The sequence below is a fragment of the Opitutaceae bacterium TAV5 genome, from assembly GCA_000242935.3.
Classification (GTDB): Bacteria; Verrucomicrobiota; Verrucomicrobiia; order Opitutales; family Opitutaceae; genus Geminisphaera.
In genome coordinates, this window is sequence record CP007053.1 from 2,010,482 (window position 1) to 2,036,913 (window position 26,432).

Genomic DNA, 26,432 nt, shown 5'->3' on the forward strand with positions numbered 1-26,432 from the left:
GTGACGGGTCCGGCTAGAATTTTGCGTTGATGTCGAACTGGAAGACGTCGGAGGAGTAGGAGGCGCCGGAGACGTTGTCGGCGCTCAGCCAGCGGACGCGGCCGCTGACGTTTCGGGAAAGCCCCACGCTGGCGCCGAGGATGAAGCCCTTGAGGTTGGTGCCGCCGAGACCGAAGTCGGAATCGGTAAAGCCGTCCACCACGGCGTCGGTCTCGAGGTATTTGTAGGCGATGCTCGCCTGCCAGTCCCAGCGTTTTTCGAGGACGGGATCGCCGACGGTGAGCCGGGCGAGGTAACCGGTGTCGCCGCCATCGACGAGGCCGGAGGGACCGGGCCGGAGGTTGTTCTGCGCACCGGCGGAATTGATGCGGCCTTCGTCGTAGGAGAGGTTTTTGACGAACTCGAAGTCGAGCGAAAGATGGACGGGATCGAAGCGGCGGAAGTCGAGCCGGGCGGTGAGGGCCAGTTCGCTGAACGGCGTGGCGAGCCCGTAATACTGGAGGTTTTGCTGATACCACGGAGAGGTCGGATCCGTGTAATAGGTGTTGTCGCGGAGCGCCATGTAGGTGTTGCCCTTCTGGGCAAAGGCGGGGCGGCGGGAATCGGTGTCGCCCGCCACGTCCGGACTGTCGATCGGGCTGGAGAGCTTGCCGGCGATTTTTGCGTAGTCGTAATACGCGACGGCGACTTTCAGGCTGAGGTCCTTGGCGAGTTCGATGTCGGTGCCGAGCTGGACGCCGTAGAGCCACCGGTCGTCGCTTTTGAACTTCTCCGGCTGGTTGCTGGAAAAGTTGAAGCTGGTGTTGTAGACGGGAAACAGGCCGAGGGTGGCGAAGGGTTTTAAACGGCCCATGCGGCGGCTGCCCTGGGCCATGACGCCGTCGAAACCGAGATCGTCATCCCAGATGAGGTCGGTCGCGAAAAACGGGTTTTCGAAACGTCCGACAGTAAAGGCGAGCTTGCTGTCGGTGAGACCGGGGACGTCGTATTTGAGAAAACCGCGGTCGAGCCAGAGGGCGTATTTGGAGCCGAGTCCGTCGGAGCCCATGCTCTGGTTGGTGGAGACGGGGGAATCGTCGCTGCCGGTGGCCAGGCGCACGCCGGCGGAAAAACCTTCGCCGAGGTCGGCGTCGAGCGCGAGGCGGGCGCGGAGGCGAAGGCGGTCGCGGTCCTGGTCCACGTTGGTCATCGGAGGCAGGACGGTATTCGCAGTCGACTGGTTGTACGGCGACCCCCGGTTGACGGCATTGAAATCCGGATACCCGGTGGTGTCGTTGCCGGACGGGAACCAGGCGCCTTCGTAGCGGAAGCGGAGATCACCGGTGAGCCGGAGTTTTTTGGTCCATGCGGGGACCTCGCGGGGATCGGCCCAGTTTTCCTCGCGGGCCTGTTTCATGACATCCTGCCGGATGTCCTCGCGGAGCTGTTCACGGACCGACTCCGGCACGTAGGTGACCCGGATGGCGCCGTCGGGCGTGGTCGAGGACACCGGGAAGGCGCCGGCGGGCGTATCCGGCGCGGACGATGCAACCGCCCCTCCGGGAGCATGGGCGAGCGCGGCCTGGCGGGCGGCCTGCGCGGCGGCTTCGGTGGCGGCAGCCGCATCGGCCTCGGCCTGGGCGATCAGCGCGGTGCCCTGCGGCTGCGTGATGACCCCCTGCTGCACGAGCAGGTTGACCAGATTGGTCATCGCATTGGTCGAGGGCGCCGCGGCGGCCGGTGCGGCAGCACCGGCGGCTGCGTCGGCGGCATGGGCGACGGACAGGAATGCGGAAAGACCGGCGGCGGTAAGCGCGGCAAGAAGCCGGTTTCTTGACCGGCGCAGGCGTGGCAGTGCAGTTGTCATGTGGAATTTTCGGAAACGGGATGAAAGGCTGGAGATGGATGCAGGACGGTGATTTGCAGGGTCAGGGACGCCTTGCGCTGAGCCGCAGGACGATCGGGCTGGGCATGTCGGCAGGCGGGGGTTCGCGGAGAGTGAGGCCGGTGAGAACCTCATCGCGGATGGCGGCGTCGATCTCATCATTACCGGTGGAGGAAACGAGCTGGGCGCGTTCGATGCGGCCGGCGGCGTCGGGCCAGATGCGCACGGAAATATCCATGGTGCTGGTGCGGGTCTTCGGGTTCTTGCCCAGAGCGGAGGAGACCGTCGTCTGGACCTGGGCAGCGTACCAGCCCCAGCGGGAGGAGCCGCGACCGCCGGTTCCGGCGCCGGTTCCGGTGCCGCCGATGATGCCGCCGTTGCCGCGACCGGTGAGACCGAAACCGTCGGGAGGACCGTCGCCCTGGATGCCGGTGCCCATCGGCGCAGCATCTTCTCCGGGAGGTTCGGGAGATTCGGCCGGCTTTTCCTGCGGCTCGTCGGCCGGCACCGGTTCCTGTTCGATCATCTGCTGGTCGGCCGGTTCCGGTTTCGGAACATCCTCCTGTTTCGGTGGCGGAGGAGGGGGCGGCGGTGGAGGAAGTGCCACCCGGACCATGGAAAACTCCTGCGGTCTCGGCGGAGGCGGCTTCGGGCCGGAGGCGGTCGAGACGAGCCACCAGGCGATGCCGCCGGCCGCGACCAGGCAGATGGCGAGCACGGGACCGTAGCGGCGGAAAAAACCGGGCTCCCGTTCATCGAAGGCGTCGTCGTTGTCGTTTTGCGAGGACATCGGTTGCGATTCGGATGTGACGGGTTATTTGCCTGCCTTGGTGGCGAGGCCGACCTGCGAGATGCCGACGCGGCCGAGCACATCGAGCACGTCCATGACGCCCTGGTAGTGCGTGAGGCTGTCGCCGCGCACCACGACCGGGAAATCCGGCGTCAGCGATTTCTGCGAGTTGAGGCGTTGTTCGAGTTCGGTGAGTGTCACCGGGACCGTATCCAGAAAGACACGACCTTCGTTGTTCACCGTGATCGCCTTCGTCTTCGGCTTGGCCAGGCTGGCCGGCGTGTTGCTCGACTTCGGCAGGTTCACCTTCGTTCCCGCGACGGAGGCCGTGCACATGAGGATAAAAATGACGAGCAGCACGTACGCCAGGTCGAGCATGGGTGTGATGTTGATGTCGTCGTAAGGTTTGCTTTCGTCCTGGACGGTCATGGTGAGCTTCGCTCCGGTTTGGTGTTCAGAGTTTCGGGTTTGGTGTTCAGAGTTGACCGCAAGGAGCGGAATTTATTGGCCGCGAAAGGGCACAAATATCCCCATGCAGATGAAGCGTGGCGTGGCGCCTGTAGGCGCCATGGAGGGTCTCCCCGCAAACAGGCCCTTTGCGCTCTTTCGCGGCCAAAACGGTTTTGGGAAAATGGTTCATCCGGATTGTTCTTTGGCGGCTTCAGTTTTCGGCGCCGGCAAGTTTCGCTTTTTCGGAGGAGCGTTTCGGGTAAAACTCGGCCACCTTGGTGACGAACTCGTCCACGAAGACCTGCATGTCGGCGGTCACGTCCTTGACCCGCGTGAGCAGGTAGTTGTAGCCGAACAGCGCGGGAATCGCCACGGCCAGGCCGGCCACGGTGGCGAGCAGCGCGGCGGCGATGCCAGGCGCGATGGCGTTGACGTTGACGTCGCCCGCCATCGCCACCGCCGCAAAGGTGATCATGACGCCGACCACCGTGCCGAGCAGCCCGAGGAACGGCCCGCCGGAGATCGCGATCGTCAGGAGCACCATCTGCTTGTTGAGGCGTTGCTGTTCGCGGACGCGACCGCCGTCCATGCTCGCGGTGATCGCCCTGATCGCATGCGCGGAGAGGGATTTTTCGTCGCCCTTTTTTGTTTCGGAAAGCCGTTTGCGGATTTCCTCGGCACCGATGTGGTAAAGCCGGTAGAGCGGCGCGCGGGCGATCAGCTTGCGCTCGGCCTCGGTGAGCTGGCCGCCGAGCGAGGAGACCTGGTGGTTGGCATTGTCGAGGACGGTGAGGTCGCCCGCCACGCGTTCGTTGAAGAGTTTCAGGAAGCGCTCGTTTCCCTTGCGGACGGCATCGATGTAACCGTTCTTGGCCACCATGACCGCAAGGCTGATCGCGCTCATCACCGCGAGGATGACGATGACGATCCAGCCGTCGAAGGTCAGGTTCTGGATGATGACCGTAAAATAGCCGGAGTGCCCGCCACCGCCTCCGCCGGACTGCTCTTCCTCGCCGAACAGAACCGCGCGCGCTCCGGACTCCCCGCCCTGCGAGGCCGCGAGGAATCTGACAAAACCGGCCGGACGGGCGGCGCGGGCAAGCTGGAACTCGACCAGCTCACCGGCAAAGCCCGACGTGACCGCCGCATCAGCGGTCGCACGGTCGCCGCCGAGCACGGCCGGCGTATCGAGCGCAGGAATACCGGAATCAAGCGTGGCGTAGGAATTGCCGTCGACATAAAGCGTGATGCGGGTGCCGTCGGCCACCGCGGCGAGGTGGTGCCAGGTGTTGACCGTCAACGGTGCTCCGGCGGGCGAGCGGACAGCGCTGCCGCCTGCGGTGACTTCCACAAAGGGAGCACCCTGGTCGGCGCCGACGAGGAAGGCAGCTTGCGGGCCGGAAGCAGAACGGCGGCTGTAGATGACCGCACGGCCAGTGAGCGTCGCGGGTTTCACCCAGGCCGACCAGGTCAGCGGGGCGTTGGCCGTCCAGGCGAGCGAAGGCGTCGCGGGAACGGTGATCGCGGAGTTACCGTCGAAACGCAGGCCCGTGCCGATCAGCGTGCCCTCGGCCGGAATGCCGGGGTTGGCCGCGTTGTTGTCGTTGCCCGAAAAATCGCGGGCCGGCTGGCCGCGTTCGCCAAAATGCCAGGCGAGCACGGTGTCGGCATCATAGGTGGCTTTGGGATTTTCCGCAGAGGGAGCGGCCGGGTTGCCGTAGTACAGCCAGATTGCCGTCTGTGCTCCGGATTTCACGTCGGGGACGCGCACCCACACAAACGCCTCGCCGAGGAGAGAGTCGAACTGCGCGATGTGGTAGGGAAGTACAGTCTTGTCGTCCTCGGCGACAAAGCGGATGTCGCCGCCGTCGCCGCGGGCGCGGTCGAATTGGAAGTTGCCGATGTGCAGGCGCACAAGGACGGGCGCGCCGCCCACCGGATCGGCGATGCCCGCCCCGGCGGGCGTGGTATCGACGGTCAGTTTCTTGCGCAGCGCCCACTCGTCATTCCACCAGGCGTGGGCCACGCCGGGAAGGCCGAGCAAGGCCACCAGGCCGAGCAATGCGTTTTTGAACCAGAATCGAGTTGGTCGTTTCATAGATGACATTCGTTGATATGGAGCGGGGTGGCCGCGAAGGATGGGGAGGCTGCCAAGGACGGATTTTTTTGGCCGCGAAAGGGCGCAAATATCTCCATGCGCATGAAGCGTCGCGTGGCGCTTATAAGCGCCATGGAGGATTTCCTTGCGAAAAGACCCTTTGCGCTCTTTCGCGGCTAAATCGGTTTGAAAAGAATGAATGTCCCGGTGGTTCATTTCGGTGTTTCTCAGAAGTCGGCCCAGACGCGGAAGGTGAGCCGGGGCTCGAAGTGTTCGGTCCTGCCCTCGCTGCGCAGGGGCAGGCCGAAATCGAGCGTGCCGTTGACGTGTTTTCTGAATTTCAGGGTCATGCCCGCGCCGATACTGCCGAGCAGGAAGCGGGAATCCTGTTCGGGCAGCGTATCGGTGAGCGTCAGGCCGGCCCAGTCGGTGAAGACATACAGCCGCCACTCGTCGAGGAAGCCGCCGAGGGTGAGCGGCGGCGTGCGCAGCTCGAGGGTGCCGGCAATGCCGTTGTCTCCCATCGTCTCGGATTCGAGATAGCCGCGCACCGTGCCCAGACCGCCGGCTCCGAACTGTTCGGGCGAAATGAGCGGCTGGCTGGAAAGCTGGCCCTGCAGTTTTCCGAAAAGCTGCCAGTCAGCGGCGATGTCGCGCGTCTGCGAAACGTCTCCGCGAAAGTAGATGTAGCTGCCGTCGGAGCCGTAGCGCTTGTTGGAAAATTCCTCCGGCGAACTGCCCAGGCCCCGGAAGTGGAAATTGAGCCCGGCGTTGAACTGCGTGATCGCCTTCTTCCCGACCGATGTGCCCGTGTAGGTGACGGAAAACGGGTAGTAGGTGATCGGCGTCTGGGTAGCGTCCGGCACGCCGGTCAGCGTCAGCAACTCGTCAAAATGCTTGTAGTCGAAACCCCCGGTCAGGCTGTGCGTGTACGTCTCCGAACCGCGCAGCGCCACGATCGCCTGCAGGCCGACGATCTCGCCGCGGCCGGCCACGTCGAAGGTGCCCAGGGTGGACACGTCGCTGTCCTGCTTCACTCCCTGCAGGAGCAGCTTGACGGGAGAATTCGGGACCGGAGCGAGGTAGTAGGCTGAAAACACCTTCGCGTCGTCGATGCGCTCCGGCGCGATCTGGAAACTCAGGCCCAGCGTATGCTCGAGCTGCCAGAGGTTGCCGTAGCTGGCCGAACCGTTCAGGCGCAGCGGTTTGGTGTTCGCACTGTGGCGGTTGTTCAGTTCGAGGCTGCCGTGGAACGGAAGCGTGTCCTCGACCGCGAGGTCGATATCCACCGTCCCCTGGACGACACCGGAGCGCAGCGACGGCGTGACCTTCCGGTCCGGAAGCTGGTTGAGCGCGATGATGTCGCGCGTGACTGCGTTGAAGTCCGGCACCTCGCCCTCGGCGATCGACGGCGCCTTTTCCCTGATCCGGTTGTGATCAAAATAGCGGGAGCCGCGGATGCGCAGCCTCCCCACCTTCCCTTCCGTCACCCGGATGATCACCGTATTGTTCCGCACCTCCTGCTGCGGCACCTGCACGGCAACCGTCTGGTATCCCCTGTCCTGGTACAGTTTTTCGAGCGCCAGCCGGGCTCCCTCGACATCGTCGGGCGTGCGCGCCTCGCCCAGCCACGGGTAAACCGTCTTTTCCACCTCCCGCGGCGTCAGCTTGTGGACGCCCTCCACCCGGTACTCGAAAATGTCGATGTACTGCGGCGGCTCGGCCAGCGCGGCAGGAGCCGGCGCGGCGGACGGCGGGTCCGGCGGTTCGGCTGCTGCAAGCGGATAAACACAGGCGGACAGGAGCAGGATGATCGAGCAGGAAAAGGAAACGGGATTCACAAGTGAGCGACGGAGATGAGGGAGCCGGTTGTGGCGGTTCGGGTCGGGTTCTGCGGAAGCGGACGGTGGCGGTGTTTTCGGTAAGGTGTGCTGGAAAAAAGAATGTGCCTCTACCTAGTAAGACAGGTTTCCCGGCCCAAATCTGGTAATCCTCCATGTTACAATTGCGTGAACTTCGGATATTCCCCCCGAAAAAAGACAAAATGGACTGGCAGATTTTTCAAAAGGACCGGCAGGAGCCGGAATTTTACCGTGGGTTCCGGGGAGCCCGAATAGTATCCATCTTCCAGTTACGAAGAATGATCCGGATCCGTCTCGCCGGACATGGCGGAAGGGGTGGCGCATCCTCCGGAAAAGATCGGATTGAGGAGGCGTGATTGCGAAGCCGGCCGCAGGTTGTTTCCCAAACGTCACAGAAAACGGTCGGTTTTTTCTGGAAACCGGCCGGGAGGAATGAGAACAAATCTTCCCTTTTCATTTGTTGCACACCGTTCTGCCGCCGGAGTTTTTCTCCGGTGCTCTCTCTTTCGACTTTCTGCCACATCATGCACCGACTCTCGTCCGGACCGGTTTCGCTGAGCGCTCTCCTCCTGCTGACAGGATTTGTGTGCGGATGCGCAACGCTGTGCGCCGAAGAGATCGACTACACGAATGACACGGTGCTGGCCCGGACCGTCGTCAGCATCGAGGTTTTCCGGGACCGGCAGGCTGCGCTGGGCGAAATCTTCCCTCTGGTAGAAAAACAGACCGGTCTGCAATTTGTCTATGTGGCCAGCCAGCTGCCGCTGGATACCACCATGAGTTTCGAATCCGGGGACAAGATCACGCTGGCCCGGCTCTTTACGATTATCTCGGCGCTGACCGATGTGGTTTTTTTCCGGCACGAAACCAAGATCGTGGTTCGCACTCGCCGGAAAGACGACAACCTCGTCACCCGCCCCATGCCCCACGCAGACCGTTTACCCGGCCGCGCACCGGACAACCCGTCACCCTTTCCCGCATGACTCCGACCCGCAACGAAGACGATGAACTCCTCATGAGGCGCATCCGCGAGGACGACGAGACGGCGCTGCACACGCTGCTCGGGAAATATTACGCGGTCCTGTGCCGGTATGCGCACACGTTGCTGCACAACCGGGCGCTCGCGGAAGAGGCGGTATCCGATGTGTTCCTCAACCTGTGGAATATACGCGCCAGGATATCGATCACGTCATGTGTTTTTCATTACTTGCACCGTTCTGTCGGCAACCGGTCCCGCAACCTGCGGGAAAAGGACGCAAGCTCCGCCGACCTGGTACCGATCGACGACGTGGCTCCCGATCTGCTGGCAGATGCCGGGGAAACCGGCGACCGGCTGCTTTATTCCGAACTGCAGATCGCAATCGAGGCAATGATCGCCCGCATGCCCGCACAGAGACAGGCCGTCTTCCGGATGAATCGCCTGGAAGGAAAACGCTACAAACAGATCGCGGAGGAACTGGGCCTTACGGTCAACACGGTGCAAAAGCACATGGTGCTCGCCATGCGCCAGATTGCGGAGGATCTCCCCAAAATCCGGACTCTGCTTGAAGGTGATTCCCGCGGGAACTGAAACCCTGTGACGCAAATTTTTTGAATTTTTCCGTTCATCCACTGGCAGATTTCCCGGAAATTTCCTGTCTCTATTATTAAAGGCCCATCACATGAATCCCGAAAACGACGGTGACGAAAAGCTGGCATTCGAGTGCCTTGCCACCCGCTACCTCAGCGGCGAGTCCACCAGCGCCGAACGCGAACACTTCGTCGCCCTGCTTGCCGACCCCAGATGGAAAGACCTCTTCGAGGACATGCAACTCGCATGGGATCTCACCCGTGCCGACGGGACGCCGGACTTCGATGCAGCAGCGGCGTCGAGGCGTCTGGCCACGAGGATCGCAGCGGGAGAAGAGGAGGGAAAAGCCGGAGAGATGGATACCACACCGGATACGGTCGCCGATACCGGATGGATGGACGCACCCGAAGAGCAGGTCAGACGCAACCGGGTCTGGTGGCGTTTGCGACCGGGGGTTCCGGTCCTGCTGGCTGCTTCGCTGGCCCTCGCCGCCGGGTGTTTTCTGATTCTTTCCCGATCCGGTCTTTTTCCGGGCAAATCCGCAACGGTTGCGACAACGACGCCCGCGCGGCCCTTGCACGCGGACGGTACCGGAGAAGCCGCCTGGGAGCGCCGCACGACCAATGACCGGGAACGGTCGCTGCTGACGCTGCCGGATGGGACAAAAGTCACGCTCAATTCGGGCAGCTCGCTCGACTATCCGCCGCTGTTCGGTCCCTACGCCCGCATCGTGCGTCTGACCGGCGAGGGGTATTTCGATGTGGCCCACGACGCCGCCAAACCCTTCATTGTCGAAACGTCGGCCCTGCGCATCACGGTGCTCGGAACGCAATTCAACGTCCGTGCCTTCGCCGACGGCAGCAAGCCGGAGGTCTCCCTCGTCCGGGGAAAAGTGCAGGTCACCGGCGTAACGCCAGCCGGCGAAACGGCTCCGGTCGTCCTCACCCCGGGCCAACAGTACTCCTTCGTTCCGGAAAGCGGAGCCGGCGAAGTACAGGAAATCACCCCCGAAAAAATCACCGGCTGGATGCATGACGAGGTGCTTTTTTTCGACCGTGAGCCCGTCGCCTCCGCCATTCGCAAGCTGGAAACCCGCTTCGGCGTGACCGTCGAACTGAGCGATCCGAAACTGGGCGACGAGACGCTCACCGGCCGCTTCGAGAAAGAATCCCTCGAAGAGATCCTCGTGCTGCTGCAGCGCACCGGAGAGATCGACTACCGGCTGGTACGGAACAACGGCCACATCAAGAGCGTCGTCCTCTCTCCCGGTCGCAACACGGCCGGGGTGCGCTGATCCGGGGGACAGACAAACCGCCAGCCAGCAGGGTTACTCCCGCAGTCGCAGGAACGCGATCACGTCATCCGGATGATCGGTGAACAGCCCGTCTATGTGTGCATCGCGAACGAATGCCGCGAGCAGGCGGTCGAAGGTGGCGAAGCCGGGTGGCAGCGCATCGCGGCGAAACGTCCAGGGGTGGACGACCAGGCCCCGCGCATGGGCGTCGCGGACCAGCGCGGTGACCCGAGGCTTGCCGTCGGGGCTCACCTGGCGGACCACCCGGCCCAGGTGCGGCCCGATTCCCTGCGCGTACCTCGCAATTTCCGCAAGCCCGCCGGGAGTCAGCATCGGCTCGTAATCGATCCCGGCCTCTCCTTCTGCCTCCACGAGTTGCACGAGCCTCAGCCGGGTTCCGAGTCCGAAACGCAGGCGTTTCAGTTCCGCCGGATCGAAGCATTGCACATAAACGTTGTCCGTCGCCTCCGAATAGCCGTGACGCGCCAGCAGGGCAAGGAGCGCGCCGCCCGGATCCTTGCCCTCGCTCCGGTGCCAGGCCGGATCCTTGATTTCCGGATACAGCCCGGCGTTGCGTCCCGTCGCCCGGTTGAGACCCTGCACCAGCAGGATCGCCTCCTCCATCGTGCAGAGCCGGAATGTCGCCTCATTGCGGGGAAAGCGTCCGGGGAAGACCGGCAAGCCGGTCTTCGGATCGAACCGCTCCCGTACCCGCAGGCTGCGCAGTTCGGCCCAGGTGAAATCGACCGCATAATAACGCCCGTCTGCCCGCCTGCGGTCGGGAAACACGGCAGCCACATCCGTTGTGGTGTCGATATGGATATCGTGGGAGACAACCGGCACATCGTCCCGCGACATAACTACGTCCTGTTCGATAAAATCCGCTCCGAGCGCATGGGCGAACGCCGCTGCCTCCAGGGTATGCTCCGGCAGATAACCGGACGCACCGCGGTGCGCGATCACGACAGGCTTTCCCGTCTGTGCCAGCGCAGGGAAAACACTGCCCGTAAGGATCAGGAAACGGACAAGATGGCGGAGCAGGACGTGCATGGTCGGGAAAATACCACAGGACACTCAGGCTGCATCGGGAACCCGAAGCATGGCCGGCGTCGATAACAGAAGACTGGCACTGTCCGCTCCCCGGCAAATGCTGTCGAGCAACCGTCCGGCATCGGCAAGGGCGCACATACCGCCCGACGATCTGCCCATGTCGTTTTCCGACCGGTTGCAGGGGAGAAATTCAACGAGGAGATTGTGCGGATCGCCGACTGCGGAAAACCGGACCTCCATCTGTCCGTCTGTCGTGCGCACGGCAAAATCTCCTGTCCCCGCCAGCACCTGATGCAACCGGCCGAGACGGTCATTCCCCTCCGGTCCGTCCGGATGTGCGTCTCCGGCCGGCGAGGAGGTGAACCGGGATGCGTCTTCATCGCGCAGGAGAATCTTCCGGGCGGAGATTCCGGTTAACATTTCATCGGTCAGGGCGAGGACCGGCAGTGCTGTTTTCATGATCGGGCGAGTGTCTTTTCTACATCCTGCACCCGGTTGCCGGAAATAGCACCCGTCCGGTTGCAATGTCACCGGATTGTCAAAATCGGGGAGATCAATCCGGGCGCTGGTCGTGGCGGCCCGGGATTCCCGAGGGGTCAGCGGCGTTTTTTCGCCCCTGCGGCGCGAGTCGCCGCCCGCGTTTCCAGGGGTGGGCACGACATCCACGAGCTGATGCCGGCTGCTGCCGTTGAGGCCGCCCGCACCGCTGATTCGCAGGGGGGAGACTTGCCGGACGCAGGCTGGACACGTTGCCGCTTATGGAATTTGCTGAGGGCAGAGCCAAAGGTGGTGCAGCCCGGACACGGGAAGGCTCGATCATATTTTGAAAAATCCAACTCCCCCCCAATCGCAGAAACGCCGGCCCGCCCGTGCGGCGGCGCGCGTCACACCCGCGCCCTCCATGCCAGTCAAACGACCGACGGATCGTTTCTTCCCCATCGTGGGCATCGGCGCCTCGGCCGGCGGCCTGGAGGCCCTCGTGCAGTTCTTCGAACAGGTGCCGCCGGACTGCGGCATGGCCTTCGCGGTCGTCCAGCATCTGGACCCCACGCAGAAGGGCATGATGCCGGAACTGCTCCAGCGCGCCACCCCCATGAAGGTACTGCAGGTGACGGATCGCACCCGGGTCCGGCCGAACCGGGTTTACGTGATCCCGCCCAACCGCGACATGTCGCTCCTTCACGGGACGCTGCACCTGCTCGCCCCGGCCGCGCCTCGCGGCCTGCGCCTGCCGATCGATTTCTTCTTCCGCTCGCTCGCCGAGGACCAGCAGCAGCGCAGCGTCGGCATCATCCTGTCGGGCATGGGCAGCGACGGCACGCTGGGCCTGCGTGCCATCAAGGAAAAAGCCGGGGTCACCCTGGTGCAGGACCCGGCCACGGCGAAGTTCGACGCCATGCCGCGCAGCGCGATCGACGCGGGGCTGGCGGATATCGTGGCCCCCGCCGCGCAACTGGCCGGCAAGCTGGTCGCCTACCGCCAGCACCGGCCGCGCATCGGCAAGACCAGCTCGTCCCTGGAGGGAAATATCCGGAGTGCCCTGGAAAAAATCGTGATCCTGCTGCGCTCCCACAGCGGCAACGATTTCACCCTGTACCGGCGCAGCACGCTCGACCGGCGGGTCGAACACCGCATGGGCATCCACCGGATCGGCAAGATCGACGCCTACGTCCGGTATCTGCAGGAGAATCCCCAGGAGCTGGACATTCTCTTCAAGGAACTGCTGATCGGGGTGACGCGCTTCTTTCGCGATCCCGCAGCCTGGCAGCAACTGGCCAAAACGCTCCCGGCCCTGCTCGCGGACCGCGGTCCTGGCGGGACGTTGCGGACCTGGGTGGCCGGCTGCTCGACGGGCGAGGAGGCCTATTCACTCGCCATCGTTCTCACCGAGTCGCTCCAGCGCGCCAGGCCCGCGAACCATGCCGCCCTGCAAATCTACGCCACCGACCTGGACAAGGACGCGATCTCCAAGGCCCGCCAGGGGCTTTTCCCCGAAAGCATCTCCGCCGACGTGTCGCCGGCGCGGCTCGGCCGGTTTTTCGTCAAGGAGGCCGGCGGCTACCGGGTGAACAAGGAGATCCGCACCGCGGTGACCTTCGCGCCGCAAAACCTCATCATGGACCCGCCATTCACCAGGCTGGACATCCTGTGCTGCCGGAACCTGCTGATCTACCTGACCCCGGAGTTGCAGCGGAAACTGTTCCCGCTTTTCCACTACTGCCTGAATCCCCGTGGCGTGCTGTTTCTTGGCAGCGCGGAGAGCATCGGGGGCTTCGGCGGCCTGTTCACGCCCCTGGCGTTCAAGGAGCGGATTTTCCGGCGAACCGAGTCGGCGCCGCCCGGCATCCAGCTCGATTTTCCCGCCGTGTTCGCGCCCGCCGCAACGGAACGGACGGATACGCCGCAGGTGATGCAGCGTCCCGGCCCCAGCCTCCAGTCGCTGGCCGATCAGTTGCTCCAGGCGCGTTTCGCCCCGCCGGCAGTGCTCGTCAACGAACGGGGCGACATTCTCTACATCAGCGGCCGCACCGGCAACTATCTCGAACCCGCCGCCGGCAAGGCCAACTGGAACGTGGTCGCCATGGCTCGCGAGGGGCTGCGTTACGAACTGGCCGACGCCCTGCAAAAAATGCGCCGGAAAAAGACGGCCATCACGGTCCGGGACATCAAGGTCGGGATCGATCCCGACGCGCGCTCCGTGGACATCATGGTGCAGGTGCTCGACGAGCCCCGGGAACTGCGCGGCATGGTGCTGATCGTTTTCTCCGACACCGTCAACCCGATCGCCTCCCCCCCGCCGGGAAAGGCCGGCAGGGCCTCGTCCCGCAACCTCGCCCAGCGGGAACTGGAGCGCGAACTGCAACGCGCCCGGCAGGAGGTGCATGCCTGCCGCGAGGAAATGCAGACCTCGCAGGAAGAGCTCAAGTCCATGAACGAGGAGCTGCAATCCACCAACGAGGAGTTGCAGTCCACCAACGAGGAACTCACCACCTCGAAAGAGGAGATGCAGTCGCTCAACGAGGAATTGCAGACCGTGAACGCCGAGCTGCAATCCAAGCTCGACGAACTCTCCGCGGCGAACAACGACATGAAAAACCTGCTCAACAGCACCGACATCGCCACGGTGTTTCTGGACAACGCCCTGCGCGTGCGGCGCTTCACCGAGCAGGCCGGGACGATCATCAAGTTCATCCCGGGCGACGTGGGCCGGCCGGTCACCGACCTCGCCTCCGACCTGCTCTACCCGGCCCTGGTCGAGGACGCGCAGGAAGTGCTCCGGACCCTGGTGTTTTCGGAAACCTCGATCACCACCCGGGACGGGCGCTGGTACATGGTGCGCATCATGCCCTATCGCACCATGGACAACCGGATCGACGGCGTGGTCATCACCTTCACCGATATAACCGCATCCAAGAAAGTGGAGGCCGAACTGCGCGAGCAGCATGACCGCCTGGCCGGGGAACTGGCCGGGCGGCGCAGCGCCCCGGACCGGACCTCCGCACGTCTGCCATGCCATCCGAAGAAAAAGCCCCGCAAACCCGCGCCCGCCGCGAGGAAACCCGGACCATGAAAAAGCATCCGGCCTCTACGGAGACTGCCCGCGCGCTACGCCGCCGCGCCGAGGACCGGCTCGGCCGGCGGCCGGCCCGGAAATCGCCCACCGCGCTCCACGCCGACTCGCAGCGGCTTGTCCAGGAACTGCAGATCCACCAGATCGAACTGGAGCTGCAGAACGAGGAGTTGAAGCAGGCCAAGGCCCGGGTGGAGGAAGGCCTGGAAAAATACACCGATCTCTACGACTTCGCCCCGGTCGGCTATTTTTCCCTCGATGAAAAAGGCCTGATCCTTGAGGTGAACCTGACCGGGGCCGCCTTGCTGGGGGTCGAACGATGCCAACTCACCCGGCGCCGCTTCCAGGCGTTCGTAGCGCTGCGGAGCCGGCCGGCCTTCAACGACTTTCTCGGGAAAATCTTCGCCGGGCAAGGAAGGCAGTCCTGCGAAACATCGCTGGTGGGCGGCGGACGGACCGTTTTTTGTGCGGACCTGCAAGCCACGTCCGCCACGCCCCGGGCTGGCGCAGACACCTGTTGCCGGGTGGCGGTCACCAACATCGAGGCGCGCAAGCAGGCGGAGGAGGCGCAACACCGCGTCGAACTCCTCGCCGCCTCGAACCGGAAGCTGGAGGAGGAGATCGTCCGGCGCCAGGCGACAGAGACAGCCCTCAGGAAGAGCGAGCTGCACACCCGCCGGCTGCTGGATCAGTCGCAGCAACTCCAGAAAAAACTGCGCCTCATCTCCCACCAGGCCCTGACGGTGCAGGAGGACCAGCGGAAGAAGATCAGCCGCGAGTTGCACGACGAGATCGGACAGATCCTCGTGGGCATCATCGTCCACCTGGACAATTTCACCAGGGAGGCGGAGATCAACCCGAAGCGTATCCGTGAAACAATTACGCCCCTGCGCCGGCTGGTCGAGAAGTCGGTGCGGACCGTGCACCGCTTCGCCCGCGAGCTCCGGCCCGCGATGCTGGACGACCTCGGCCTGGTCCCGGCGCTGCGCGCCTACATCAACGGTTTTCCCCGGAAGAAGGGCCGCAGCATCCGGTTCACCGCTTCGCCCGCCGCCGATGTCCTGGACAACGACAGGCGCACGGTGCTCTACCGGGTCGCCCAGGAGTCCCTCCTCAACGTGGCCCGGCATGCGCACGCGCGCGTGGTGACGGTGTGTCTGCTCAAGGTCCGGGGCGGCGTGCGACTGGAGATCAGCGACGACGGCAAGGCGTTCGACGTGGACCGCCTCATGACTGCCGGGTGGAACCAGCGCCTCGGGCTGATCGGCATGCGCGAGCGCGTGGAGATGGTCGGCGGCCGTTTCAGCATCGAATCTGCGCCCGGCACGGGCACGACCGTCCGGGCCGAGGTGCCGGTTTAGTCCGTCCGGAGCGGGTGCGGGCTGCATCGGAGCGGCGGTTTCCGCGCCTCCGCCTCCGGCCTGTCCGGAGCCTCCGGTCGAGCCGGGTTTTCCTCTTCCTTCCCTCCCCGGGATGGGGATCAAGGGGGTTTGTCGTTATCGCTACCCGGCCGGCGCCGATAGCGTGATGCTGGCCGCATTGCGTCAATCGCTTCCCGAACAGGCTTTCATGGCCCGCATACGCTCGATGTCCGGAGGCGGCCCCGCCAAGTGAGCAGCACCCATCCCGCAGAGCCCGGCGGCTTCAATGTCGCCGGGCTCCGTGCGGCCCGGACAGCCATTGCTGGCACAAAAAACCGGGGCAAGCGGCTCTCCCGGTCACCGCCATCCGCAGGCAAACGTTGAGAAAAACGCAAGGCAGGTGCGCGAGGATTGAATTATATCGAAGCTGAAGCCGTTGGCACCGAATCCGCCGGACACAGGCACAACCCGTGCTGATGCCAACCCCATCGGACCGCCCACCGCGTGCCCGCCACATATCCATCCTCATCTGTCATCCTCCAATCATGCGTTCAATCACACCGGGATCCCGTTGCCGGCCTTGTCCAACGGGTGCACTCCACACTCCATGTCCTGCTCGTCCCTCCGCCCGCGACTCGCGCCGGGCATCCGGACTTCCTTCCTTCCATACTGACCGCGCTCTCCTGCGCGAGAGCGCGGGAATGACACTCACCCTGACCGCCATGCTCCCCGCGACCCGCGGCCGCCTGCGCTGACTCACCCGATCCCGAGCCTGACCCACCCTCTACTACCATGCCAATGAACCTGCCAATAGCCTTCCTGATGGGCCAGTCGCCCATGGAACTTTTTGTCCACGGTGGCCCGATCATGTGGCCGATCCTCATCGTTTCGTTTCTCGCCGTCACCGTGGTGGTCGAGCGGACGATCTTCCTGCTGCGCGAGAAGTCCGCACGCGATTCCGCCATTGTCGACAAGATGCTCGAACAGGTCGAGGCCAGCGACACGGATGCCGCGGTACGGCTGGGCAAGAACAGCCGCGACTACGTGGCGCGGATTCTCGTTTACGCCCTCGCCCACAAGGAACACTCGCTCGGCGATGCTTTCATGCGGGCGGCCAACCGGGAGTTCGCCCGGTTCCAGCAGGGCATGGCCACGCTGGACACCTGCATCACGGCGGCGCCGCTGCTCGGCCTGCTCGGCACGGTGACCGGCATGATGAACACCTTCGGCGCGCTCGGCGGCGGCGACATCGCGGCCAATGCCGGCAAGATCACCGGCGGCGTCGGCGAGGCGCTCATCGCCACCGCCTGCGGCCTGGGCATCGCCATCATCGGCCTGCTGCCGTTCAACATCCTCAACACCCGCATCGAATCGGCCAAACACGACGTCTCCGACGCGTCCAACGCACTCGAGGTCATCATCAAGAAGACCGCGGCTGCCGAGGCAGCGGTTGCCGGCGAACCCGCTGCGGTCGGAGCCGGCCGCTGACACCGCGGCCTTCCGCTCCACACCTGTATCCACCTTATCCATGCAAGCCGACAAGTTTTCCTCCGGCCCGGTGAAGAAGGCGCGCATCGAGATCATCCCGTTGATAGACGTGATTTTCTTTCTGCTCGCCACCTTCGTCCTGTTCACGCTCTCGCTGAACAAGTCGGGGGGTCTTAACGTGGCCCTGCCGATGACCGAGACCGGCGAGATGCGCAGCGCCGACAATGCGATAACGATCTCGATCACGCAGGAAGGCACGCTGGCCTGGGACAAGGAGCCGGTCACGCTCGAGGAATTCATCGCGCGCTTGCAGGCGTACAAACAGGTGGAGCCCAACCCGAATGTGCTCATCAACGGCGACGAAGGCGCGCTGTTCACCCAGGCGCGCTATGTGATCGACGAGGTGCGCAAGGCCGGCATCAGCCGGATCAAGATCGAGACGCGCCTGCGCCCCGGCGCCTGACCTCTCCCGGCGACGATCACTCTTCACCGAACTTCAGATTTCAAACTTCCAACTTCACCCGAACACCATGTCAGGCTCAACCGGCGGATTCCACAGCGGCGGCGTCAAGAAAGCGCGCATCGAGATCATCCCGCTCATCGATGTGATCTTCTTCCTGCTCGCCACCTTCGTCCTGTTCACACTCTCGCTGAACAAGATCCAGTCGGTGCCGGTGGACCTGCCGCAGGCCACGCCCGCGCCGCAGCAGCAGAACAACGACGACGAGACGATTGTCCTGCAACTGTCCGAACCGGGCACCGCCTACTGGAACCGCGAGCTGATCAACCTCTCCGAAATCGCCCCGCGCCTGATCAACTACAAGGCATCGAACCCGAATCCGCGGGTGCTCATCACCGGCGACGACCGGGCCCGTTATGGCGCCGCCATCAACGCGCTCGACGAGGTCCGCAAGGCCGGCATCACCCAGGTTTCCATCGAGACCGCCTATCGTCCCACCGGACGCTGACCCGATCCATGAAACGCGACATCATCATCGCCCTTCTGGCCTCCCTGTTGCTACACGGCGGCTTTGCGCTGGGCGGCCAGTTTTTCAGAGAGAAGCCGGAGGTCGCAGCCGCGGCCGAAGAGGACGTGCCGACCATCGAGCTGATGCCGATGCCGCAGGTCGAGCCCGACGAACCCGAAGTCGTCGAGTCCGCTCCCGAGGAAGCGGCGGCCGATCTTTCCGACCTCGCTCCGCCGATGCAGGCCGACACGCCCTCGGCGGTGTCCTCGCCCTTCGAACAAAAAATCCAGCCCCCGCCCCCCCCGGGCCTGTCGCGGCCGACCGGAGTCATCTCGATCCCCACCGGGCGGCCGGGAACGGGCATCGCCGGCTCCGGCATGGCCAATCTCTTCGACCTGGCCAACCTCGACGAAATGCCCACACCGCGCTTCCAGGCCGCGCCGCTGTATCCCTTCGAGATGCGCCGTGCCGGCATCCGCGGCCAGGTCATGGTCGGCTTCATCGTCGACACCGCCGGCAACGTGCGCGACGCCTACGCCATCAGCTCGAGCCACCGCGAGTTCGAGCAGGAAGCCGTCAACGCCGTCATGAAGTGGAAGTTCCGGCCCGGCAAAAAAGGCGGCGCCAACGTCAACGCACGCATGCAGGTTCCCATCCAGTTTAACCCGGTCCAATGATCATGCTCCTTTCCATCGCCCGCCGCGGCGTCCTGCTCGGCCTGCTCTCCCTCTGCGCCATCACCGTGTCCGCGCAGGAGGCGCCCAAAAAGGAAATCTCCGAAAAGGTTTCCACCGAACTCGGCAAACTGCGCGCGCTGACCGAAGCCAAGGATTATGCCGGCTCCCTGCAATTGATCGACGGCCTGCTCCCGGCCGTGCAGCCCGAGAGCTATGATCTGGCCCTGCTCGCGCAAATCAAGGTCCAGATCCTCCTGACGGATTCCCGGTACGATGCGGCCATCGATCCTCTCGAACGCGCCCTGGATCTGGGCACCCGCTACGGATTTTTCGAGCCCAAGGCCCTGCTGGACCAGCGCTACCTCCTCAGCCAGCTCTACTATCAGAAATCCTCCGAATCCAGGGTTCCGGCCGAACGCGCGGCCCTCCTTGAAAAGGCCCATCTCCACATCCGCCGCTGGATGGAGCTTTCGCCAACACCCTCGCCGGAAGTCCAGCTCTACGCAGCCTCCATCCTCTACGCGCAGGCCACCCTCGATCCCGGCAAGATCGACCTTGCCAAAATCCGCCAGTCGCTGGCCGAGGCCGAAAAAAATCTCTACCTGCAGGCCAAACCCTCCGACCAGCTCTATGTGCTCATGCTGGCCGCCCGCCAGCAACTCGGCCAGCTGGAAGCCGTCGCCGATCTCCTGGAGCTGATGGTCCTGCGCCATCCCGATTCCGCGCAGTACTGGCAGCAACTGGCCTCCACCTATTTCGCGCTCGCCGCCGAGATGAAGGACCCGCAGGAGGTCGCCCGCTACCACCTGCGTTCGCTCCTGACCTTCGAACGCGCCCAGGAACTCGGCCTGCTCAACTCCCCGCGCGAAAACTTCAGTGTGGTCGCCCTGCTTCTCACCCTGGAGCAATACAACAGGGCCGTCGCGCTCCTGGAAAAAGGCCTGGAAGGCGGCTCGATCGAAAACACCCGCCCCAACTGGGAATTGCTCTCCAACTCCTACCAGCAGGCGCATCAGGAAACCCGCGCCGTCGATGCCCTCCGCCGCGCCGTCGAGCACTTCCCGCAAGATGCGCAACTGGAGTTTTCGCTGGCCCAGTTGCACTACTCGCTCGGGGAGATCGGAGAGGCGCGCACGCGGCTGGAAACCGCGCTCGGCAAGGAGGGCCTGGAAAAACCGGGCCAGGCCCGCCTGTTCCTCGCCTACATCGATTACGAACTGCAACGCTTCGAGGAGGCGGAAAAATGGGCCGGAGAGGCCGCCGCCCATCCCGACGCCAAACCCGAGGACGTCAGGCGCCTCACCCGCGCCGTCCGCGATGCCCTCGCCGCCCGCTCCGGCAAAAGCTGACCTCACCGCGTCACCGTCAACCAACTACAAATTTCCAACGACAAACTTCCAACTTCCACCCGTCATGAACAAAGCCTACTTTCTCGCACCGATCCTCGCCATTCTCGCCTTCGGAGGTTTTTACTGGAACTTCCGCAGCGGCTATGAGGAGCGGGAGGTGGCCAAACAGGCCGCAATCCGCGCCGAAAAGGAGGAGAGCCTGAAGGTCGAGGCCGAGGCGCGCCGCAAGGCGATCGAGGAAGCGGTGGCGCTTCAGGAGCAGCGAAAAAAAGAACGCGCCGAAAAAGAGGCCGCAGAGCAGGCCGCGAAAGAAGCCCGCCAGCTCGCGCTCGACGAGCGCGACAAGGCATATTCCGCCATGCAACAATCCGAACGCCGGCTCGAACAGCTGAAGAAAGAGCTCGCGACGGTCCAGGCCGACATCGCCGCCGTCAAGACCGTCCACGAAACCGCCACGGCCGAGGAGGATTTTCTGAAAACCTACGTCGAAAAAGTCCGGACCAACCAGCGGGCGCTCGAGGGTGTCATCAGCAAGATCCTGCCCGGAGGCCTCACCGCCCTGGCTCCCGCCGGCAGCTAGCCGTCGCACTATCGGCAACCGTCCCGTTCTCTGCCACCAATTCCCAACCACCAACTTCAAACTGCCACTTCGCATGAACCGTTTCTACCTGATCGTTCCCCTCGTCCTCGTCGCACTTTTCGGCGGCGTCTACTGGAATCACACCCGACACGCGGCCGAACTGGCGCTGCAGAAGGAAGCGGAGACGCTCCGGCTGGAGCAGGCCGAGGAGGCCAAGAAAGCGGAGGCCGAAGCGAAAGCGCGCGAGGACGCCGCCCGCCGCGCCGCCGAGCGGCTCGCGGAGGAGAAGAAAAAAGAAGAGGAAAAACAGGCGCGCCAGGAGGCCGAGAGCGCGAAAATCGCGGCCGACACGAAGAGCGCTCGCGAGACGGCCGCCGCCCGCGCCGAAGAGATCGCGCAACTCGAAAAACAGCTCACCGACCTGCGGGCCGCGCTGGAGACGCTGCACAAGGACACCTTCGAACTGAACCGCCGCGTGGAGCTGGCGCGGATCGAGCGGCGCAACGCCGAGCTCGAAGTCCAGCGCCTCACCGAGATGGTCGCCCGCAAGGCCGGCTCCTCCCTCGTCAACGCTCCGTAACGATCCAACCTGCATTTCCGGACACCGGTTCCGGACGATTCCATCCCCTCGCCGCCGCGGTTATCCGCGGCGGCTTTTTTGTCCGGACATTTTTCACCGAAAGGCCTGGCGGCATAAAAAGAAGAAAAACGCCGGCACCCGTGTAATAAAAATCCAGGGACAACCTCTCCTCACCATCCGGAACCGGGCGTCAGATTGAATGAAAGTCCACTTTGGTCACAAAACTTTGAATACTATCGTAGACGCCCGTCATGCGGGCTGCATGGCATCGGCGATGCTGATTGGCATGCGACCTTAACAGGAAACCAAACCGGCTCAACCTGACATGAAAAACAAGACAAATCATCGCTTCAAAAGTTCCGGGCGTCATGTGCCGCCCCACCTCGCTTCTCTCTTGCTCGGCCTGATGGCGGCCAGTTGCGGGTATGCCCAGACCGCAACCGAGCCCGAAGTCACCGGCGAGCTCGAGGAATTCGTCGTCGGCGGTACGGGAGACCCGAACAATATCGTCCCCAACCGGCCGATCGACACTCTCGGTTTGTCCAAGAAGATCGTCGATACACCCCGCTCGATCAGCACCGTATCCGGAGAGACGATCGAAAAGTTCAACATCACCGAGCTGGCCGATCTTTCCCGTTTTTCGCCCAGCACCTATACCGCGTTCTCATTTGGCGTCCAGGGCGGCCTTCAGATCCGCGGAGACACGGCAGACACCTACTTTGGCGATATCAGAAAGATCAACAACGCGGCCAACGTCCCGACGATTATCGGCGCGAGCGATGGTATCACGATCGTGCGCGGTCCGTCTTCCGCTGTTCTCGGCATCGGTTCGGTCGGCGGATTCATGAACTACCTCCCCAAATCCGCCCGTGCCAGCACCGGCAAATACCTGGAGCGCCTGACCGGCAAGGTCAGCATGACCTTCGACGACTGGGGGAAACGGGTGGCCACCGCAGAAGTCGGCGGCCCTGCGACGATTTTGGGCAAAAAGGCGGGCTTCTATATCTACACCCAGGGCGAACGTTCCGACACGTATTACAAAGGCCAGGAAATCGATGACGAAATCATTCAAGCGACCCTGACGATCGACCTGACCGATGCGCTGCGCATGGAAATTGGCGGCAACTATCAGCACCATGAGGGAACGGGCATCGCCGGCTGGAACCGTGTCACCCAGGATCTTGTGAATCACCGCACCTATCAGACCGGATCGCCCGATTTCAGCCTGATCGATACCAACGGCGATGGCGTCGCCAGCCGCGAGGAGTTGTACAATGCCGGATTGACCAACAACTACAACTTCAGCGCCCCCGGCGTCCCCGTGCCGAACCAGGTGAAACCCGGCACCGACGCCTATACCGCGCCCGGCGGGCCGCTGGCATTCGTGACCGATGTCGGCACGGCCAAACTCAGCCCCCGCAACGTGCTGCTCGAACGCGTCAATTACGGTGTCGACTATATCGGATACATCAAGCTGATCAACGACTCGAACCCGGACCTGGTGTTCAAAAACGTCCTCTTCTTCGAGCACCAGAAGTACCACAAGCTTTCGGACATCGCCTATTTCCGCGCAGGCGACACCAAGCTTTTCGAGGAGAGAGTCAGCGTCGACTGGCATGTGCAGGGTTTGCCGGACTGGCTCAAGATAAACAACATGAGCGCCTTCAACATCCGGTATCTCGATGCGCGCAACTCCACGACCAACGTGTACCAGCTCTTCAACTACTGGGACCTCAAGCGCTACACCAACGGCCGTTATTACTTCCAGAACGGTTGGGATAATCCCGACGAGGCCGGTGTCGATTCGGATGCGCGAAGCGAGCATACCGAAATCGGTCTCGGCAATGTTCTGGACGTAACCATGTTCGACCGGCTCAACCTGAACGTCGGTGTCCGTTTCGACTGGGTCGATGCCGATGTGAAAAACTATCCGGGCTTGAGAAATTCGGGGAATGTCCTGACACCCACCCCCGCCTCGTCTGCATCGGGAAAAGAGCATGCGACCTCGCTCACGTCAGCCAGTCTTTCCTACCGGGTGCTGCCCAATATCGTCCCGTACGTCACTTACGCGGAACCCAAGACCATCGTTCCCGGCAGCACGGGCGGTTTGAGCTCAGCCCAGGTCAACGACGAGATTCTCACCGACACGCAACTCAAGGAGGCGGGCATCAAGGGAGAATTTTTCAACGGCAAGCTGTTCGTCTCCTATGCCATCTACGAGCAGTACCGCACGGCGTTTGTCCAGTCCCTGAATGGCGGCAACGGCGACTTCCAGCAGACCCGCAGCAAGGGGCAGGAAGTCGAGGTTCGCTGGGCTCCGACCCGTAACTTCAACATGGCGATTGCCGCGGACTGGATGCGCCGCGACAACGATCCGCTGGCGCCCGGCTTCACACCGGTGCCGGCCGATACCGTTGGTCTGGATCCGGTCGAGTTTGGCGGCGGCCGTTATCAACTCGCGTACGATCCCAATGACACGCGTGTTCCCCGTCCGAAAGCGATCTACAGCCTCTTCGGAAACTATATCTTTGGCGACAGCGGCTTCGACGTATCGGCCGGGGTCAATTATACGGGGGGCTATAATGCGTCCAACATCGGCGACATCAAGTTGCCGTCCGCGCTGACCTTCTCCCTCGATGTCGGTTACCAGACCAAGAGCTGGGAATTCCGCCTTTCCGGCAAGAATCTGACCAATGAGCTCTTCTTCACCTCGACCAGCGGCAGCGCGGCGCTGATTCCGCAGCCCGGCCGCACCTTCACCGCCAAGATCACCTACAAGTTCTGACCTGACCTGTTCGCTCACATCCCCGGTCCGCGCAAGGAAGCGCGGGCCGGGCCGACGGGAAGCACCGGGCGTGCCCTCGTTTTTTTTCAATCACCCTTGCCTGCAAAACCATGCTCCACATTGCCACCCTGCGCCGCGCCCTCGTGCTGAGCCTCGCGCTTCCGTTCACGCACCTCGCCACCGCCGAACCGGAATCCGGATTCGTCGTCGAGGAGACGACCATCGCCAGAATCCATGAAGCGATCCTCGCCCGGAAACTCACGGCCACCGAACTCGTCAAGCTCTACCTGGCCCGGATCAAGGCCTACAACGGCCAGGGCGTGGAATCGCCCGAAGGGTGGTACGGTCCGTCGAAATTCATCGCGCACGCCAAGGGCATCAACGCCCTCGCGACCCTCAACCTGCGCCCGGCCACGCTCAAGGCATGGGGCTTCGACGACCATCATGCCCGCAGCATGACAGACAAGACCGACGCCGATCCCTCCATGCCGGATGCGCTCGAAGTCGCGGCGCGCCTCGACGCCGAATTCGCCCGCACCGGCAAGCTGGCCGGGCCGCTCCACGGCGTCGTCATGGCGATCAAGGACCAGTACGACACCTTCGACATGCGGACCACCTCCGGCACCGACGCCTTCTACGCCAACGACCGCCCGCCGCAGGACGCCACCTTCGTCGCCCGCCTCCGCGCCGCCGGGGCGATCATCCTCGCCAAGGCCAACGTCGCCGAGGATGCCTCCGGCGCCCCCCGCAGCGCGTTCGGCGGCGCCTTTCTCAACCCCTACGACACCGAACGCAGCCCGGGCGGATCGAGTTCCGGCTCCGGTTCGTCGGTGGCGGCCAACCTCGTCACCGCCGCCATCGGCGAGGAAACGACGACTTCCGTTCGCAGCCCGGCGCACTGGAATTGCGCCGTCGGCCTCGCGCCGACCCAGGAACTCGTCAGCCGCCACGGCATGATGGGCATGGGACTCAACACCCGCGTCGGCACGATCACCCGCACCGTCGACGACACGGCCCGCATCCTCACCGTCATCGCCGGCTACGATCGCAAGGACCCGATGACCGCGTTCACCCGCGGCCGCATGCCGGAAAAACCCTACGAAAGCTTCACCGGGGAACGCAGCCTCAAGGGCCTGCGCATCGGTGTCGTCCGCGAATACATGGACAAGGCCGCCTTCGCCAAGGCCGACGAGGAGAGCATCGATATCGTCAACCGCGCCATCGAGGACCTGCGCAAGCTCGGCGCCACCATCGTGGACCCGGGCGAGCACGGAGAACTCTTCACCCCCTACATTCGCGCGCTGGCCCCGGCCCTGTTCAACATCACCCTCGCCCGGCAGCATCCCGAACAGTTCCCGCTCGATGCCGACGGCAATCCCGCCACCGACCAGATCGCCACCCTGCTCGACATGACCGTCGATCCCTCTCTGGCTCCCGGCAACTTCACGCTCCGGGACCTCGGAACCGGCGTGGGCCGCACTCCCGGCGAGGCCAAATTCGAAAAAAACCTCTACTGGCGGCTGCGCGGCGACGCCAACATCGGATCGATCGCCGACCGCGCCGCGAAGGCCAATTTTTATCACGATCCCGCCTTCCCCGAGCGCAAGCCGCCCCTGCTGGCGACAGACGCGGAAAAAATCCTCGACACCACCACGCGCCTGCAACGCCGCTTCGCCGTCCAGCAAATCATTCTCCATGCCTTTGCCGACCTCGATCTCGATGCGGTCGTCTACCCCACCGGCACGCTGCCGCCCACGAAACTCGGCTCTCCGCCCGAGCCCCCGGTCAACGGCCGCACCGCACTGTGGACCTTTCTCGGGACACAAGGCTTCCCCGCGATCTGCATCCCCGCCGGTTTCACCACGCATGTCTACGATCGCGAACGCGACCCCGCCGCTCCGCCCGACGCGCCCCTCGCCACGGTCGCCTCCCGCCTCGTCGGCCCCGTACCCGCCACGCTGCCCGTCGGCGTCGATTTTCTCGGCATCCCTTACAGCGAACCGGTGCTCCTCCGGATCTCCGCCGCCTACGAAGCGGCCACCGGCCACCGCTCGCCGCCGCCCGACTTCGGCCCTCTCGCCTCCTCCCGCTGACG

The 26,432-nt window shown here is 63.8% G+C and carries 24 protein-coding genes; 16 read left to right on the forward strand and 8 right to left on the reverse strand.

Annotated elements, in window-relative coordinates; translation table 11 throughout:
- Positions 1 to 13 precede the first annotated feature (13 nt).
- The 4 genes from OPIT5_08940 to OPIT5_08955 form a co-directional block, all read right to left on the reverse strand.
- Positions 14 to 1,846, reverse strand: coding sequence for a hypothetical protein (locus OPIT5_08940; GenBank protein ID AHF90312.1), 1,833 nt, complete (start codon positions 1,844 to 1,846; stop codon positions 14 to 16).
- A 61-nt stretch (positions 1,847 to 1,907) separates the two neighbouring features.
- The gene (locus tag OPIT5_08945) at positions 1,908 to 2,654 is read right to left on the reverse strand and encodes a hypothetical protein (GenBank protein AHF90313.1); all 747 of its coding nucleotides are present in this window, start codon (positions 2,652 to 2,654) and stop codon (positions 1,908 to 1,910) included.
- Positions 2,655 to 2,678: 24 nt separating this feature from the next.
- Complete coding sequence (locus OPIT5_08950) at positions 2,679 to 3,083, reverse strand: transporter (GenBank protein AHF90314.1); 405 nt, start codon at positions 3,081 to 3,083, stop codon at positions 2,679 to 2,681.
- Positions 3,084 to 3,315: 232 nt separating this feature from the next.
- Complete coding sequence (locus OPIT5_08955; protein AHF90315.1) at positions 3,316 to 5,202, reverse strand: biopolymer transporter ExbB; 1,887 nt, start codon at positions 5,200 to 5,202, stop codon at positions 3,316 to 3,318.
- Between the two features lie 12 nt (positions 5,203 to 5,214).
- Between OPIT5_08955 and OPIT5_08960 the strand changes: the two genes are divergently transcribed.
- Entirely contained in the window at positions 5,215 to 5,382 is a 168-nt protein-coding gene (locus OPIT5_08960) for a hypothetical protein (GenBank protein ID AHF94235.1), read from the forward strand.
- Positions 5,383 to 5,429: 47 nt separating this feature from the next.
- On the opposite strand, the gene OPIT5_08965 is transcribed toward OPIT5_08960, so the two are convergent.
- The gene (locus OPIT5_08965) at positions 5,430 to 7,043 is read right to left on the reverse strand and encodes a hemin-binding protein (GenBank protein ID AHF90316.1); all 1,614 of its coding nucleotides are present in this window, start codon (positions 7,041 to 7,043) and stop codon (positions 5,430 to 5,432) included.
- Between the two features lie 290 nt (positions 7,044 to 7,333).
- The gene (locus tag OPIT5_08970; protein ID AHF94236.1) at positions 7,334 to 7,450 is read right to left on the reverse strand and encodes a hypothetical protein; all 117 of its coding nucleotides are present in this window, start codon (positions 7,448 to 7,450) and stop codon (positions 7,334 to 7,336) included.
- Positions 7,451 to 7,588: 138 nt separating this feature from the next.
- On the opposite strand from OPIT5_08970, the gene OPIT5_08975 reads away from it, so the two are divergent.
- From OPIT5_08975 to OPIT5_08985, 3 genes are all read left to right on the forward strand, one after another.
- Complete coding sequence (locus tag OPIT5_08975) at positions 7,589 to 8,047, forward strand: hypothetical protein (protein AHF90317.1); 459 nt, start codon at positions 7,589 to 7,591, stop codon at positions 8,045 to 8,047.
- Positions 8,044 to 8,634: an RNA polymerase subunit sigma-24 gene (locus tag OPIT5_08980; protein ID AHF90318.1), complete on the forward strand. Its 591-nt coding sequence runs from the start codon at positions 8,044 to 8,046 to the stop codon at positions 8,632 to 8,634. The genes OPIT5_08975 and OPIT5_08980 overlap by 4 nt, the downstream gene beginning before the upstream one ends.
- Before the next feature lie 91 nt (positions 8,635 to 8,725).
- Entirely contained in the window at positions 8,726 to 9,928 is a 1,203-nt protein-coding gene (locus tag OPIT5_08985) for an anti-FecI sigma factor FecR (protein ID AHF90319.1), read from the forward strand.
- Positions 9,929 to 9,961: 33 nt separating this feature from the next.
- Here the strand turns inward: OPIT5_08985 and OPIT5_08990 are convergent, their stop codons facing one another.
- Both OPIT5_08990 and OPIT5_08995 read right to left on the reverse strand, forming a co-directional pair.
- Positions 9,962 to 10,978 (reverse strand): glycerophosphodiester phosphodiesterase, encoded by a 1,017-nt coding sequence (locus OPIT5_08990; protein ID AHF90320.1) that lies wholly within the window; start codon positions 10,976 to 10,978, stop codon positions 9,962 to 9,964.
- Between the two features lie 24 nt (positions 10,979 to 11,002).
- On the reverse strand, positions 11,003 to 11,437 hold the full coding sequence (locus tag OPIT5_08995; GenBank protein AHF90321.1) for a hypothetical protein: 435 nt from the start codon (positions 11,435 to 11,437) through the stop codon (positions 11,003 to 11,005).
- Positions 11,438 to 11,801: 364 nt separating this feature from the next.
- Between OPIT5_08995 and OPIT5_09000 the strand changes: the two genes are divergently transcribed.
- The 12 genes from OPIT5_09000 (at position 11,802) to OPIT5_09055 (ending at position 26,430) form a co-directional block, all read left to right on the forward strand.
- Positions 11,802 to 14,549 carry a chemotaxis protein B gene (locus OPIT5_09000; protein AHF90322.1) on the forward strand — a complete coding sequence of 916 codons (2,748 nt, stop codon included), beginning with the start codon at positions 11,802 to 11,804 and terminating at the stop codon, positions 14,547 to 14,549.
- Entirely contained in the window at positions 14,546 to 15,910 is a 1,365-nt protein-coding gene (locus OPIT5_09005; protein ID AHF90323.1) for a histidine kinase, read from the forward strand. The genes OPIT5_09000 and OPIT5_09005 overlap by 4 nt, the downstream gene beginning before the upstream one ends.
- A 112-nt stretch (positions 15,911 to 16,022) precedes the next feature.
- Positions 16,023 to 16,163, forward strand: coding sequence for a hypothetical protein (locus OPIT5_09010; GenBank protein AHF94237.1), 141 nt, complete (start codon positions 16,023 to 16,025; stop codon positions 16,161 to 16,163).
- 539 nt (positions 16,164 to 16,702) lie between these two features.
- Positions 16,703 to 17,398, forward strand: a complete 696-nt coding sequence (locus OPIT5_09015) for a flagellar motor protein MotA (protein AHF90324.1) — start codon at positions 16,703 to 16,705, stop codon at positions 17,396 to 17,398.
- 40 nt (positions 17,399 to 17,438) lie between these two features.
- Positions 17,439 to 17,861, forward strand: a complete 423-nt coding sequence (locus OPIT5_09020) for a biopolymer transportern ExbD (GenBank protein AHF90325.1) — start codon at positions 17,439 to 17,441, stop codon at positions 17,859 to 17,861.
- 67 nt (positions 17,862 to 17,928) lie between these two features.
- Entirely contained in the window at positions 17,929 to 18,366 is a 438-nt protein-coding gene (locus OPIT5_09025) for a biopolymer transportern ExbD (protein AHF90326.1), read from the forward strand.
- Positions 18,367 to 18,374: 8 nt separating this feature from the next.
- Entirely contained in the window at positions 18,375 to 19,043 is a 669-nt protein-coding gene (locus OPIT5_09030; protein AHF90327.1) for a biopolymer transporter TonB, read from the forward strand.
- A complete protein-coding gene (locus OPIT5_09035) occupies positions 19,040 to 20,392 on the forward strand; it encodes a hypothetical protein (protein AHF90328.1) in 1,353 nt (450 codons plus the stop codon). Before OPIT5_09030 ends, OPIT5_09035 begins: the two co-directional genes overlap by 4 nt.
- A 64-nt stretch (positions 20,393 to 20,456) precedes the next feature.
- Entirely contained in the window at positions 20,457 to 20,972 is a 516-nt protein-coding gene (locus tag OPIT5_09040; GenBank protein ID AHF90329.1) for a hypothetical protein, read from the forward strand.
- 73 nt (positions 20,973 to 21,045) lie between these two features.
- Complete coding sequence (locus tag OPIT5_09045) at positions 21,046 to 21,552, forward strand: hypothetical protein (GenBank protein ID AHF90330.1); 507 nt, start codon at positions 21,046 to 21,048, stop codon at positions 21,550 to 21,552.
- 325 nt (positions 21,553 to 21,877) lie between these two features.
- A complete protein-coding gene (locus OPIT5_09050) occupies positions 21,878 to 24,337 on the forward strand; it encodes a TonB-denpendent receptor (GenBank protein ID AHF90331.1) in 2,460 nt (819 codons plus the stop codon).
- Between the two features lie 110 nt (positions 24,338 to 24,447).
- Positions 24,448 to 26,430: an amidase gene (locus tag OPIT5_09055; protein ID AHF90332.1), complete on the forward strand. Its 1,983-nt coding sequence runs from the start codon at positions 24,448 to 24,450 to the stop codon at positions 26,428 to 26,430.
- The last annotated feature ends 2 nt before the right edge of the window (positions 26,431 to 26,432 follow it).

Bases quoted from the DNA above. Each gene is read 5' to 3' on its own strand.
- OPIT5_09010 (AHF94237.1), top strand. From the start codon at position 16,023: ATGGGGATCAAGGGGGTTTGTCGTTATCGCTACCCGGCCGGCGCCGAT.
- OPIT5_09035 (AHF90328.1), top strand. From the start codon at position 19,040: ATGATCATGCTCCTTTCCATCGCCCGCCGCGGCGTCCTGCTCGGCCTG.
- OPIT5_08955 (AHF90315.1), bottom strand. From the start codon at position 5,202: ATGAAACGACCAACTCGATTCTGGTTCAAAAACGCATTGCTCGGCCTG.
- OPIT5_08975 (AHF90317.1), top strand. From the start codon at position 7,589: ATGCACCGACTCTCGTCCGGACCGGTTTCGCTGAGCGCTCTCCTCCTG.
- OPIT5_09020 (AHF90325.1), top strand. From the start codon at position 17,439: ATGCAAGCCGACAAGTTTTCCTCCGGCCCGGTGAAGAAGGCGCGCATC.
- OPIT5_09045 (AHF90330.1), top strand. From the start codon at position 21,046: ATGAACCGTTTCTACCTGATCGTTCCCCTCGTCCTCGTCGCACTTTTC.
- OPIT5_09025 (AHF90326.1), top strand. From the start codon at position 17,929: ATGTCAGGCTCAACCGGCGGATTCCACAGCGGCGGCGTCAAGAAAGCG.
- OPIT5_08950 (AHF90314.1), bottom strand. From the start codon at position 3,083: ATGACCGTCCAGGACGAAAGCAAACCTTACGACGACATCAACATCACA.
- OPIT5_09040 (AHF90329.1), top strand. From the start codon at position 20,457: ATGAACAAAGCCTACTTTCTCGCACCGATCCTCGCCATTCTCGCCTTC.
- OPIT5_09030 (AHF90327.1), top strand. From the start codon at position 18,375: ATGAAACGCGACATCATCATCGCCCTTCTGGCCTCCCTGTTGCTACAC.
- OPIT5_08995 (AHF90321.1), bottom strand. From the start codon at position 11,437: ATGAAAACAGCACTGCCGGTCCTCGCCCTGACCGATGAAATGTTAACC.
- OPIT5_08980 (AHF90318.1), top strand. From the start codon at position 8,044: ATGACTCCGACCCGCAACGAAGACGATGAACTCCTCATGAGGCGCATC.
- OPIT5_08945 (AHF90313.1), bottom strand. From the start codon at position 2,654: ATGTCCTCGCAAAACGACAACGACGACGCCTTCGATGAACGGGAGCCC.
- OPIT5_08940 (AHF90312.1), bottom strand. From the start codon at position 1,846: ATGACAACTGCACTGCCACGCCTGCGCCGGTCAAGAAACCGGCTTCTT.
- OPIT5_09055 (AHF90332.1), top strand. From the start codon at position 24,448: ATGCTCCACATTGCCACCCTGCGCCGCGCCCTCGTGCTGAGCCTCGCG.
- OPIT5_09050 (AHF90331.1), top strand. From the start codon at position 21,878: ATGAAAAACAAGACAAATCATCGCTTCAAAAGTTCCGGGCGTCATGTG.
- OPIT5_09005 (AHF90323.1), top strand. From the start codon at position 14,546: ATGAAAAAGCATCCGGCCTCTACGGAGACTGCCCGCGCGCTACGCCGC.
- OPIT5_08985 (AHF90319.1), top strand. From the start codon at position 8,726: ATGAATCCCGAAAACGACGGTGACGAAAAGCTGGCATTCGAGTGCCTT.
- OPIT5_09015 (AHF90324.1), top strand. From the start codon at position 16,703: ATGCCAATGAACCTGCCAATAGCCTTCCTGATGGGCCAGTCGCCCATG.
- OPIT5_08990 (AHF90320.1), bottom strand. From the start codon at position 10,978: ATGCACGTCCTGCTCCGCCATCTTGTCCGTTTCCTGATCCTTACGGGC.